The following is a 12,830-nucleotide window of genomic DNA, read 5'->3' as shown; positions in this document are numbered from 1 at the left end:
CCGTACAAGTCGTCATCACACCCGTACAGGGAGAAGCAGGCCCGTCGTCGTACGGCACCGTCGAGGTCACGGAGCCGAGCCGCCGGGATGTCCCGTGTCCCGTGCTGCCCGGCTCCCCACAGGGAGAGGCACCCGCCGATCATGAACGCCCGCCACAGCGCCACGGCCCTGGCCACAGCCGGCGCCGCCACCGTCGTCATCCTGATCAGCGGCCGTCGCAGGAAGCAGCAGCCGTGACGCGCCGGGCCCCGCTCCTCCCCCTGCTGCTCCTGCCGCTGCTGTTCCTCCTCGCGGCCCCCGTTCCGGCCCACGCCGCCGGTTACCGCTACTGGTCCTTCTGGGACCGCGTCGGCGACCAGTGGACGTACGCCACCCAGGGCCCCTCCACCGACCGTCCGGCCGACGGTGACGTCCAGGGCTTCCGGTTCGCGGTGAGCTCGGACTCCCAAGAGGCCGCCCAGCCTCGCGGCGCGGACTCCTTCGCGGTGATCTGCGCGAAGACGCCCGCGCGGGACGGCACGAAGCGGGTGGCCCTGGTCGTCGACTTCGGTACGGCGGCCGACGCCCCGTCCGGCGAGAGCCCGCCGTCGCCGCGCACCGCCTGCGCCCGGGTCGTCCCCGACGCGACGACGGCCGAGGCGCTCGCCACGGTCGCCAAGCCGCTCCGCTACGACACGAACGCCCTGCTGTGCGCGATCGCGGGGTATCCGGAGACGGGGTGCGGCGAGCCGGTGGCGGGGAAGAAGGACCCGACGACCGGGACCGGGACCGGGAAGACCGGCACCGGCACCGACAAGGACGGCGGGCCGTCCATTGGGCTCTACGCGGGGGCGGTCGCAGTGGCCGTGCTGGCCGCCGCCTCCGTGTGGCAGGCGCGGCGGCGCAGGAACCGCTGAGGACCGATGGCCGACCGCCGCTCCCGCCCCCAACTGCACCCCGCCGCCTGGTGGTTGTGGGCCCTCGGTCTCGGCACCGCCGCCACCCGCACCACCAACCCGCTGCTGCTCGCCCTGCTCCTCACCGTCTCCGCGTACGTGGTCACCACGTGCCGCCCCGACACCCCCTGGTCGCGCTCCTACTCCGCGTTCCTGAAGCTCGCCCTGGCCGTCCTCCTCATCCGGCTCGGCTTCGTCGTCGTGCTGGGCTCCCCCGTTCCCGGCACCCACGTGCTCGTCACGCTGCCCGAACTCCCGCTCCCCGACTGGGCGCAGGGCATCCGGCTCGGCGGCGCGGTCACCGCCGAGGGCCTGCTCTTCGCGTGCTACGACGGCCTGAAACTGGCCACGCTGCTGGTCTGCGTGGGCGCGGCGAACGCCCTGGCCAGCCCGTCCCGGCTGCTCAAGACGCTCCCCGGCGCGCTGTACGAGACCGGTGTGGCGGTGGTCGTGGCGCTCACCTTCGCCCCGCACCTCATCGCGGACGTCCACCGGTTGCGCGCCGCCCGCCGTCTCCGGGGCCGTCCGGACCGGGGTGTGCGCGGCCTGCTCCAGGTGGGTCTGCCGGTGCTGGAGGGCGCGTTGGAGCGGTCCGTCGCCCTCGCCGCCGCGATGGACGCCCGGGGTTACGGCCGTACCGCCGACGTCCCCGCCCCCGTCCGCCGGACCACCGCCGCCCTCACGCTCGGCGGGCTGCTCGGCGTCTGCGCGGGCACGTACGGCCTGCTCACGGCGGCGGGCGGCGCGTACGGCGTCCCGGTACTGCTCGCCGGAGTCGCCGCGGCCGTCGCCGGACTGCGTCTGGGCGGCCGTCGTTCGCCGCGCACCCGGTACCGTCCGGACCGCTGGACCCCGCGCGCCTGTCTGGTCGCCGCCTCGGGCGGCACGGTCGCGGCGCTGCTCGTCGTCGCCGCTTCCGCCGACCCGGCGGCCCTGCGCCCCGGCGTGGTCCCGCTGACCGCCCCCGCCCTCCCACTGTGGCCGGCGGCGTCCGTACTCCTCGGCCTGCTCCCCGCGTTCACGCACCACCGTCCTCGGGAGTCGTCGTGATCCGCTTCGAGAACGTGTCCGTCACGTACGACGGCGCAGCCGAACCCGCCCTCAGGGACGTCGACTTCACCGTCCCGGAAGGCGAACTCGTGTTGCTGGCAGGCCCGTCGGGGGTGGGCAAGTCGACGCTTCTCGGCGCGGTGAGCGGTCTCGTGCCGCACTTCACCGGCGGCACCCTGCGCGGCCGGGTCACGGTCGCCGGCCGCGACACCCGTACCCACAAACCGCGCGAACTCGCCGACGTCGTAGGGACGGTGGGACAGGATCCGCTCTCGCACTTCGTGACGGACACCGTCGAGGAGGAACTCGCCTACGGGATGGAGTCGTTGGGCCTGCCCCCGGAGGTGATGCGCCGCCGCGTCGAGGAGACCCTCGACCTGCTCGGCCTGGCGGCCCTGCGCGACCGGCCCCTCGCCACCCTGTCCGGCGGCCAGCAGCAGCGGGTCGCGATCGGCTCGGTCCTCACCCCTCATCCCCGCGTGCTCGTCCTGGACGAACCGACCTCCGCGCTCGACCCGGCGGCCGCCGAGGAGGTCCTCGCCGTCCTCCTCCGCCTCGTCCACGACCTCGGTACGACGGTGCTGCTGGCGGAACACCGCCTGGAACGCGTCCTTCAGTACGCCGACCAGGTCGCCCTGCTGCCCGCCCCGGGAGCGGCCCCGGTCCTCGGCGCACCGGCGGACGTGATGGCCGCGTCCCCCGTGTTCCCCCCGGTGGTCGCCCTGGGCCGACTGGCCGACTGGTCCCCACTGCCCCTGACCGTGCGGGACGCCCGCCGGCGCGCCGGTGACCTGCGGGAACGCCTGGAGGGACGGGAGCCACTCAGCAATATTCACCGGCCGTCGGCACCGACGACCCTCGCCCCACCCGCCCGCCGCCGCTTCCGCCGCCCTCCCCCTATTCCCCCTGCCCCCGCGCCGCCCGGCGAAGCCCGCTCCCTCGCCGTCCGTCGGGCGGGCGTCCAGGCGCTGCGCCACGTCGACCTGACCGTCGTACCCGGTGAGACCGTCGCGCTCATGGGACGCAACGGTGCCGGGAAGTCGACGCTGCTGGGGGCCTTCGTAGGCCTCGTCGAGCCGTCGGCGGGAACGGTCCGGGCCGGTGGGCTGGTCCCGTACCGCACCCCGCCCCGTGAGCTGGTCCGCCGCGTCGGTCTGGTCCCGCAGGAGCCGCGCGATCTGCTGTACGCCGACACGGTCGCCGCCGAGTGCACGGCCGCCGACCGGGACGCACGGGCGGCCCCCGGCACCTGCCGGGCGCTGGTCTCGGAGCTGCTCCCCGGTATTGCGGACGACGCCCACCCGCGCGACCTCTCCGAGGGCCAGCGCCTCACCCTCGCGCTGGCGGTCGTCCTCGCCGCCCGCCCGCCGCTGCTCCTCCTCGACGAGCCGACCCGCGGCCTGGACTACGCGGCGAAGGCGCGGCTGGTCGCCGTCCTGCGCGGGCTGGCCTCGGCCGGGCACGCGATCGTGCTGGCCACGCACGACGTGGAACTGGCCGCCGAGCTGGCCCACCGGGTCGTCCTGCTCGCGGAGGGCGAGGTGATCGCCGACGGCCCGACGGCGGAGGTCGTCGTCTCCTCGCCGTCCTTCGCCCCGCAGGTGACGAAGATCCTGGCCCCGCAGAAGTGGCTCACGGTGACGCAGGTGTGGGAAGCGCTCCGATGACGGCAGCCGCTGGGAGGCCGGCGCGTCCCGTACCCGTCGGTCCGCGCTCGCTCGCCGCGTTGTCGCTGGTCAGCGCGGTGGGCGTGAGCGCGTTCGGGTGGCCGTTCCTGGCTCCGCCCGGCTCCGCCCTGAACGCCCACGCGCAGGACGCGCCCTGGCTGTTCGCGGGGCTGCTGGTGCTGCTGGTCGCGGTCGTGGCGGCGACGATCTCGGAGTCCGGGCTCGGCGCGAAGGCGGTGGCGATGCTGGGGGTGCTGGCGGCGACGGGGGCGGCGCTGCGTCCGATCGGCGCGGGGACGGCCGGCCTCGAGCCGATGTTCTTCCTGATGGTGCTGAGCGGCCGGGTGCTGGGCCCGGGGTTCGGCTTCGTCCTCGGTGCGGTCACGATGTTCGCGTCCGCCCTGCTCACGGGCGGGGTGGGGCCGTGGCTGCCGTTCCAGATGCTGGCGATGGGCTGGTTCACGATGGGCGCGGGCCTGCTGCCGGGAGCCGCCCGCGCCCGCGGCCGTACGGAGCTGGCGCTGCTGTCCCTGTACGGCTTCCTCGCCGCCTTCGCCTACGGCACGGCGATGAACATGGCCGGGTGGCCGTTCATGGGCGCGCTCGCCTCGGGCGTCGCGTTCGACCCGGACGGGACGGTTCCGGGGAACCTGGCCCGCTTCGTCGCGTACTGCGTGGCGACCTCGCTGGGCTGGGACCTCGGCCGGGCCGTCGTCACGGTCGTCCTCACCCTCGCCCTCGGCCCGGCGGTGCTCAAGGCGCTCCGCAGAGCCACGCGCCGGGCGGCCTTCGAGACCGCGGTCACATTCGAGACCGCCGGGCAGCCCGCGGATCACCGTTGACCGGTGAACCACCCCACATGACCCACATCACCTACTAGCCGAACTAGTCGGTCATTTCGGACGCCATGTCCGCGCCACCACACCCCCTGACCTGCACATAGAGACCCAGGTCACACGGACGCCCGACTCCCCCGAATACGACCACAACTAGCAAAAGGGGTCTTTGCGGACAGCTCTCGATCCTGCTTGTCTGGATGACGTCGCACGGCGCCGACGAGCCCCACAGGCCTCGGCGCCGACGCATGCAGAACACCACCGCACACCACGCGGTGTGGCCACGCACCACGTGGTGTGCCGCATGCAGGCGACCGCCACTGTCCCCGAAGAAAAAGGTTCTCCGTGTCCGTCTCCGTCATCCGCCGCATCGCCAGCCCGAAGAAGGCCGTCACCGCCGTCGCCCTCGCCGCCGCAACCGCCGGCCTGGCCCTGACCTCGGCTCCCGCCCAGGCCGCGACGACGTCCGTGGCCTCGGCCACCCAGGCCCAGGCGATCGCGCACAAGATGATCCCGGACGCGGCTCAGTACAAGGCCTTCTCCAACATCGTCAAGCACGAGAGCGGCTGGGACGTCGACGCCACCAACTCCTCCTCCGGCGCCTACGGCCTCGTCCAGGCCCTGCCCGGCTCGAAGATGGCCTCGGCCGGCTCCGACTGGAAGACCAACGCCAAGACCCAGATCAAGTGGGGTCTCGACTACATGAACTCCCGCTACGGCAGCCCGGTCGCCGCCTGGAACTTCTGGCAGCTCAACGGCTGGTACTGATGACTGGCCGGTACTGACGACTGGCCGGTACTGAGCCGAGCCACCCGCGCATGACACGCGCCTGATACGCGCCGAAGGCGGCGGCCCCCGATCCCCGGGGCCGCCGCCTTCGGCGTTTCCGCGTTTCCCGGCCGGGCCGTGCTGCACTGGTCGGATGACCGGCACCGAGCCCCCACCCCCGCCCGAGCCCCCGCACGAACGCCGGCCTCGGGATTCGGAGGCACGCGGAGTGCGTCTGGTCCCCAGCCTCCTCGTCCTGACCGTGGTGAGCGGCCTGATCGACGCGGTCAGCTACCTCGGGCTCGGCCACGTCTTCACCGCGAACATGACCGGAAACGTGGTGGTACTGGGCTTCGCGGCCGCCGGCGCCCCCGGCTTCTCGATCCCGCACACGGCGACCTCGCTGGCCTTCTTCCTGGCCGGCGCGGCGAGCGGCGGCCGACTGGTACGGCGGCCCGGCGGCGGCTCCCGTCGCAGGTGGACGCGGGTGACACTGGCGGCCGAGGCGGTCCTGCTCGCCGGGGCGTCCGCCGTCGCCTTCGCCACCGCCGAGCACGACAGGCACCGGATCTACGCGGTCATCGCCCTCACCGCGTTCGCGATGGGCCTGCGCAACGCGACCGTCCGCAAACTGGCCGTGCCCGACCTCACCACGACCACCGTCGTCACCATGCCCCTGACCGGCCTGGCCTCCGACTCCCGCGCGGGCGGCGGCTCCGGCCACGGCTCACCGCGCCGTACGGCGGCCGTCGTCGCGATGTTCGCGGGCGCGGTCCTGGGCGCGGCGCTGGTCCTCCACCAGGACATCGCGGCCCCCCTGCTGCTGGCGGCCGTGATGTCGGGGGTGCTGGCGGTGACGGTGTCGGGGCGCGAGTGAGGCAAATGCGGCGGAGCGGAGGGGGCAGACGCGGCGGAGCGGAGGGGGCGCGACCAGCGAGGAGCCGCCGGTCGCCCCCGATCACCCCGTGCTGACCTGCAACTCCTTCACCCCGTTGATCCAGGCGGATCGCAGGCGCCGGGGATCGCCCACGAGCCGCAGGCCCGGCATGGCGTCGGCGATGGCGTTGAAGATGAGGTTGATCTCGAGGACGGCGAGCGACTTGCCGAGGCAGAAGTGCGGGCCGCCCCCGCCGAACCCGAGGTGCGGATTCGGATCGCGGGTGACGTCGAAGGAGTCGGGACGGTCGAACACCTCGGGATCGCGGTTGGCGGAGGCGTAGAAGATCCCGACCCGGTCCCCCTTCCTGATCAGCTTCCCGCCGAGCTCGGTGTCCTGGGTGGCGGTCCGCTGGAAGGCGACGACGGGGGTCACCCACCGCACGATCTCCTCGGCGGCGGTGTCGGGCCGCCGCGCCTTGTACAGCTCCCACTGTTCGGGGTGGGTGAGGAAGGCGTGCATGCCGTGGGTCGTGGCGTTGCGGGTCGTCTCGTTCCCGGCGACGGCGAGCATGAGCACGAAGAACCCGAACTCGTCGGAACCGAGGTTGCCCTCGTTCTCGGCGGCCACCAGCGTGCTGACGATGTCGTGGGCGGGACACCGCTTGCGTTCGGCGGCGACGTTCATGGCGTACGCCAGGATCTCGGCGGCGGACTGCCGGCCGACCTCGGCGGTGACGGCGAACTCGGGATCGTCGTACGCGATCATCCTGTTGGACCAGTCGAAGATCTTGGCGCGATCCTCCTGGGGGATGCCGATCAGCTCGGCGATGGCCTGGAGGGGCAGTTCGGAGGCGACGGCGGTGACGAAGTCGAAGGACCCGTCGGGCCCGCCGCTCGCACGGGCCCGCTCCACGATGTCGACGGCGCGCGCCCGCAGCCGCCCCTCCAACGCCCGGATGGCCCGGGGCGTGAACCCGCGCTGCACGATCTGGCGCACGCGCGTGTGCTCGGGCGGATCCATGTTGAGCATGATCAGCCGCTGGGCGTCGATCGAATCCCGTTCGATGTGCTCGTTGAACCGGATGATCGCGGTGTTGAGGTAGGAGGAGAAGATCTCGGGGTGGGTGGAGACGTACCGCACGTCGGCGTGCCGGGTCACCGCCCAATAGCCCTCGTCCTGGAACCCGGCGACATTGCCCGGCTGCGGGATCCAGCGGACCGGTTCGGCCCGCCGCAACTCGGCGAACTCCGGGAGAGGCACATGGTGTTGCAGCAGGTCGGGGTCGGTGAAGTCGAACCCGTCGGGAAGCGCTGGACAGGGCATCGGCGGCTCCAGCCATCTGACGATGCGAGCTATACGGGTATCTGGCGAGGTGTCTGGCAAGGCATCTGACGAGTCATCAGAAACAGGTGCCGTGAAGGTAGTTCAGGACCCTTGAGGCTGCAAGACCCTTGCGGTGACGCACATCACGTCAGCAGACTGCACACAGCAGAGAACTAGAACACGTACTAGTTCCGAAGGGATCCGCACCCATGGCCGCCGAACCCGTGATCGTGGAAGCAGTCCGCACCCCCATCGGCAAGCGCGGCGGCGCGCTGGCCAACCTGCACCCCGCCTACCTCCTGGGCGAGACGTACCGCGAACTCCTCGGCCGCACCGGCATCCCGGCCGACGCGGTGGAGCAAATCGTCGGCGGCACGGTGACCCACGCCGGCGAACAGTCCATGAACCCCGCGAGGACGGCCTGGCTGACGATGGGCCTCCCCTACGAGACCGCGGCGACGACGGTCGACTGCCAGTGCGGTTCGTCGCAACAGGCCAGTCATATGGCGGCGAACATGATCGCGGCGGGCGTCATCGACGTCGGTATCAGTTGCGGCGTGGAAGCCATGTCGAGGGTCCCTCTCGGCTCGGGCTCGAAACACGGCCCCGGGAAACCGTTCCCGGAGGAGTGGAACGTAGACCTCCCGAACCAGTTCGAGGCGGCGGAACGCATCGCGCGCAACAGGGAGTTGACGAGGGAGGAAGCCGACGCCCTGGGCCTGCTGTCGCAGAGCCGCGCGGCGACGGCCTGGTCGGAAGAACGCTTCAAACGCGAGACCTTCGCCGTCCAGGTCCCCACCACTGAGGAGGAACAGGCGGCGGGCCAGGGCATGTGGCGCCTGGTGGACCGCGACGAGGGCCTGCGGGACACCTCACCGGAGGCCCTGGCGGGCCTGAAGCCGGTGATGCCGAAGGCGATCCACACGGCGGGCAACTCGTCGCAGATATCGGACGGCGCGGCGGCGATCATGTGGTCGTCAAAGCGGATGGCACGCGCCCTGAAACTGAAACCGAGGGCGCGGATCGTCGCCCAGGCGCTGGTGGGCGCGAACCCGCACTACCACCTGGACGGCCCGATAGACGCGACGCGCGCCGTCCTCGGCAAGGCGGGCATGACCCTGAAGGACATAGACGTGGTCGAGATCAACGAGGCCTTCGCCTCAGTGGTGTTGAGCTGGGCAAAGGTCTTCGACCAGGACCTCGCCAAGGTCAACCCCAACGGCGGCGCCATCGCCCTGGGCCACCCGGTCGGCGCGACGGGCGCCCGCCTCATCACGACGGCCCTGCACGAACTGGAGCGCACGGACAAGGAGTTCGCCCTGATCACGATGTGCGCGGGCGGCGCACTGGCTACGGGGACGATCATTCAGCGGTTGTAGTCGCCTGTCGCCCCAGTCCAGGAGACGAAGGCAAAGGCGATGAACGCGGCGGGGCCGGAGCATGAGCCCCGGTCCCGCCGGGTTCTTGGAATCACGGACGGCTACGGCGACCTCGGGGGTTTTCGGCAATCTCGACGCACCAACCTCGCGCTTTCATGAAGCGGGCTGTCCGGCAGGTGATCAGCTCAATAGAAAGTGCCCCTGACCAGCAAGAATGAGGATTGTCGAGGTCCTTGTTCCCGCTGAAACCAGAGGCACTTTCCAAATGAAGCAGCCTATAGGTTCCTATCCCCGTGTCCATATCCAGAGTGACGGACGTCAGGTCGTCTCCCAGGCCGGGTCCGTCCTGCTGATCGAAACGGTCCGCAAGACCGGTCTCGACCGGGCGTTATCCGCAGCACTCGCTCCGTGGCGAAAGCCGCGGGCCGTCCACGACCCGGGCAAGATCCTCCTGGACCCCGCGCTGGCGGTCGCACTCGACGGGGACTGCCTCCCCGACATCGCGACGCTGCGGGCCAGCAGCCGTGTTCGGTCCGGTCGCCCCCGACCCGACGGTCTCCCGCTTGATCGGTACCCTCGCCATCGCGGGTGAGGAGGCGCTGACCGCCATCCGCACTGCCCTGTCCGAAATCCGCAGCCGGGCCATGGAGTGGTCCGCCGACCGGGCTCAGGACGCCAGCGGCCAAGGGACCGTGGACCTGAACGGAGTGCTGGTCATCGCCCACTCGGACAAGCAGGACGCCGCCCCGACCTGGAAGAAGAAGACCTACGGCCACTACCCCCTGATGGGCTTCGCCGACCACGGGCCGGGCGGCACCGGCGAACCCGTCGCCGCTCTGCTCAGGCTGGGCAACGCGGGCTCGAACACCGCCACCGACCACATCACCACGGCACAACTCGCCCTCGCACAGCTGCCCAAGAAGTTCCGGCGCGGCCCGCGGACCTTGATCCGCTGCGACTTCGGCGGCGGCACCCACGCGTTCGTCGCCTGGCTCGGCCAGCGCGGCCGCTGGCTGTCCTACTCGGTCGGCATGGTGATCACCGAGACCATCCACCAGCATGTGCTGAAGATCCCGGCATCTGTCCGGACGCCGACCTTCGAGACCTGCGGCGAGGTCCGCGACGGGGCCTGGGTCGCCGAACTCACCGGCGGCATCCTTGAGGGCTGGCCGAAGGGCATGCGGCTGATCGTCCGTAAGGAACGGCCGCATCCCGGCGCCAGTTGAGGATCGCGGATGCGGATGGCACGCGGATCACCTGCTTCGCCACCAACACCGCCGGCCCTCTCATCGCCGAACTCGAACTCCGCCACCGGCTGCGAGCCCGGGCCGAAGACCGCATCCGGGCTGCCCGCGCGACGGGCTTGCGGAACCTTCCCCTGCACGACACCGCGCAGAATAGGGTGTGACTGGAGGCCGTCCAGCTCGCTCTCGACCTGCTGGCCTGGATGCCCATGCTCGCCCTGACCGGCAAGACCCGTCGCTGGGAACCCCGCCGTCTCCGGTTCCGCCTGTTCTCCGCGGCCGTCCAACTCGTCACCACCGGCCGCGCCGCCTTCCTCCGCCTCGCGGCCCACTGGCCCTGGACCGGCGAGATCACAGAAGCCCTCGCACGGCTCGCATTCCTACAGAGCCCCGGCTGACCAGCAGCTTTCCCCTGCCCCCGCGAGCAGCGTTACCCCACCCGGAGCAGTGGAACCCCGCAGCCACCCGACGCGACACTCGGGCTATCGGCCTGCCCGGCATCATTCGCCGAAAGCAAAAAGGCCCACCGACTCCGCTGACAGACCGCCATGTCAAGATCGAGGATAATCCCGACAAAATCGACTATTCGAGCGTCAGGGCGCCACTGCCGTTCACATCCGCGACCCAAAGAACAACCCGCCCATCGGATTCACCCGCCCATAGTGTAGCAGAGCACCCGTCTCCGAAACTCAGCAATATTTCAGTGGCTTGACGCCCTTCCCCAGAGCCCCACGTTCCACTACCCGACTTCTCTCGGACACCACTGTAAGCACACTCAAAGTATGCGAGCATCAAACCTTTCACGGAGAAGCGCCCCCCCCTTTTCTAGATCGAGAGAAGCCTTCCCATCTTTCCAGCTCCGCACAAGGGATGACGTGTCGACAAATTTCCCCGCCGGATACGCACCATAATCCGTGGACACATAGCACCCAGAGACCAGAAAGGAAAGCACGAGCACGCATATCGCCATGCCGCGCGGAACAGCAGGGGGGCTGACGCCCCCCTCCATTTGCTCCCTATCCAAAATCCCCTCCACCTTTCCGACCTCAGGCGAAACCGCCCTCGAGACCATGCACTCAGAATGGAATCATCACACGGAAAGCAATTGTCATATGATGAGAAGTCATCGCGTTTCCAAATGCAACAATTCCGTCATTATCATATCGCTGAACAGCCCTGTCGACCCCCGTTCCATACCCCGTCACAATGCGAGAAAAGGATGACATGGTCATATCGTTCTCAATCGTAATTCGTGCTTGCACGCCAGTATTATTGGCACGCAAGATCTTATACTTTGCGGTATAAGAACCAAGAACTGCTGTCGCTGCGTTACGGTCTCCGGTGGCGATGGACCACTGACGTTTTCTCAGCGGTGATCATTTCCAGAGTTCGTTGAGCACGAGGGCAGCGCGGGCGATGTCGCCGATCCGGCCGGGGCTGAGGGTGATGCGCTGCAGGGTGCGCCAGCGCTGTTTGAGCTCGGCAGCGGCTCGTTCACCGAGTGCGCGGATGCCTCTGATCAGGCTGTTCCTGGCTCGCGTGTCTGCGTGTAGGGCGTGCTCAGACTGGCCTTTGGGGCGGCGGACCGGGACGCGGATGCCGATGCCCGCGCCGATGTAGCCCTTGTCTGCCAACGTGGGCAGCCCGGCGACTGCGGCCTTGTACAGCGCCGGTAGTGCGTGGATGCGGGCGGCGGTGATGTCGGGGGTGGAGCCGGGCTCGACGTCGGAGACCCAAAATGGCGTGCCGTCGGGGGCGGCGAGGAACTGCACGTTGCCTCCGAACGCCTTGTGCTTCTGGCTGAACCACAGGTCGTTGCCGTTCTCCCGGAGGCCGGCGACACGGTCGGATTCGATCAGCGTGCCGTCCAGGATCACGTGCGTCATGGCCTTGCTCCGGCAGCAGTCCAGGACCTCGTGCAGGTCCGGGGCCTGGTCCGCGAGAACGTCGATGCCTTCGTGCAGGTACCGGTAGCCGGTGGCCTGGGAGACGCCAGCGTCGCGCGCCAGGCAGTGCACGCAGGCGCGTTCGCGGAACCAGCGCAGCACCAGCACGGCCTGGCGGAACGGGCCAAGCGCCCGAGAGCCCCTTGGCGTGCCGATGCGGCGGCGGTGCGCGGCCAACAGACGTGACAGGTGATCCACGACGTGGCGCGGGACGTCGAGCGTGGCAGCATAGGTGACCAATGCGAAGCCTCTGGTGGTTGCGGACATGATCTTGTGGTGAGACCTGTCCTACCAGGGGCTTCGCGCCTATCTGAGGCCGGACCCCGCTTGCGTCCTGCAGCAAACTGCCGCGTTCATCGCGATGCCTCCCCCTCGGCACCATGGGAGTGCGCCGGAGGCGCTTGCCGCTTTCGGACCCAGGAGGAGAGGTCCGGCACTGGCAGCCGGTTCATGGAGTACACCCAGACAATGATTGCCGCGCCTTGCCACCATGGATGACTGCCCAGTGACGCCACGACCGAGCTCCACGCCAGGATGACGGCCAGGAGAACCCAGTGCCGCGCCGACCATCGTGTTGGCCGCCATCTGATCATCTTCTGCTCCGCCCGCGGCCAGCCTGGTTGTGTGCTCGTGCGCCCGCGACCATGGATCTTGCCAGATTGCCCCCGGGACGGACAGGCCTGGTCAGGCCTTGGTTCCAGCTCATGCCGCCCTGCCCATGACCGAAGGGGCAGGGATCATGTGTCCCTGCTGCAAGGCACGGGACAGCGGTGGCTACGTGAATTCCGTTGAGAAAACGTCA

At 70.0% G+C, this 12,830-nt stretch carries 9 protein-coding genes and 1 pseudogene; 8 read left to right on the top strand and 2 right to left on the bottom strand.

Annotated elements, in window-relative coordinates; all coding sequences use genetic code 11:
- Nucleotides 1-233 precede the first annotated feature (233 nt).
- The 6 genes from BMZ82_RS24930 to BMZ82_RS24905 all read left to right on the top strand — a co-directional run bounded on the left by BMZ82_RS24930 (nucleotide 234) and on the right by BMZ82_RS24905 (nucleotide 6,133).
- Nucleotides 234-896 carry an SCO2322 family protein gene (locus tag BMZ82_RS24930; RefSeq protein ID WP_093779487.1) on the top strand — a complete coding sequence of 221 codons (663 nt, stop codon included), beginning with the start codon at nucleotides 234-236 and terminating at the stop codon, nucleotides 894-896.
- Between the two features lie 6 nt (nucleotides 897-902).
- Nucleotides 903-1,985, top strand: a complete 1,083-nt coding sequence (locus BMZ82_RS24925; protein WP_093779486.1) for an energy-coupling factor transporter transmembrane component T — start codon at nucleotides 903-905, stop codon at nucleotides 1,983-1,985.
- Entirely contained in the window at nucleotides 1,982-3,652 is a 1,671-nt protein-coding gene (locus BMZ82_RS24920) for an ABC transporter ATP-binding protein (protein WP_093779484.1), read from the top strand. The genes BMZ82_RS24925 and BMZ82_RS24920 overlap by 4 nt, the downstream gene beginning before the upstream one ends.
- Nucleotides 3,649-4,494, top strand: a complete 846-nt coding sequence (locus BMZ82_RS24915; RefSeq protein ID WP_093779482.1) for an ECF transporter S component — start codon at nucleotides 3,649-3,651, stop codon at nucleotides 4,492-4,494. The genes BMZ82_RS24920 and BMZ82_RS24915 overlap by 4 nt, the downstream gene beginning before the upstream one ends.
- 339 nt (nucleotides 4,495-4,833) lie before the next feature.
- Complete coding sequence (locus tag BMZ82_RS24910) at nucleotides 4,834-5,256, top strand: aggregation-promoting factor C-terminal-like domain-containing protein (protein WP_093779480.1); 423 nt, start codon at nucleotides 4,834-4,836, stop codon at nucleotides 5,254-5,256.
- A gap of 154 nt (nucleotides 5,257-5,410) precedes the next feature.
- The gene (locus BMZ82_RS24905) at nucleotides 5,411-6,133 is read left to right on the top strand and encodes a YoaK family protein (RefSeq protein ID WP_093779478.1); all 723 of its coding nucleotides are present in this window, start codon (nucleotides 5,411-5,413) and stop codon (nucleotides 6,131-6,133) included.
- Nucleotides 6,134-6,214: 81 nt separating this feature from the next.
- On the opposite strand, the gene BMZ82_RS24900 is transcribed toward BMZ82_RS24905, so the two are convergent.
- Nucleotides 6,215-7,459 carry a cytochrome P450 gene (locus BMZ82_RS24900; RefSeq protein WP_093779476.1) on the bottom strand — a complete coding sequence of 415 codons (1,245 nt, stop codon included), beginning with the start codon at nucleotides 7,457-7,459 and terminating at the stop codon, nucleotides 6,215-6,217.
- Between the two features lie 209 nt (nucleotides 7,460-7,668).
- On the opposite strand from BMZ82_RS24900, the gene BMZ82_RS24895 reads away from it, so the two are divergent.
- Both BMZ82_RS24895 and BMZ82_RS24885 read left to right on the top strand, forming a co-directional pair.
- Nucleotides 7,669-8,838, top strand: a complete 1,170-nt coding sequence (locus BMZ82_RS24895; RefSeq protein WP_093779474.1) for a steroid 3-ketoacyl-CoA thiolase — start codon at nucleotides 7,669-7,671, stop codon at nucleotides 8,836-8,838.
- 265 nt (nucleotides 8,839-9,103) lie between these two features.
- A pseudogene (locus BMZ82_RS24885) lies at nucleotides 9,104-10,480 on the top strand (IS1380 family transposase).
- 978 nt (nucleotides 10,481-11,458) lie between these two features.
- Here BMZ82_RS24885 and BMZ82_RS24880 read toward each other — a convergent pair.
- Nucleotides 11,459-12,268 (bottom strand): transposase family protein, encoded by an 810-nt coding sequence (locus BMZ82_RS24880; protein WP_093779470.1) that lies wholly within the window; start codon nucleotides 12,266-12,268, stop codon nucleotides 11,459-11,461.
- Nucleotides 12,269-12,830: the final 562 nt, after the last annotated feature.

It is taken from the genome of Streptomyces sp. yr375 (genome assembly GCF_900110755.1).
In the GTDB taxonomy this organism is placed as follows: domain Bacteria; phylum Actinomycetota; class Actinomycetes; order Streptomycetales; family Streptomycetaceae; genus Streptomyces.
This window is presented reverse-complemented; position numbering and strand designations above follow the sequence as displayed.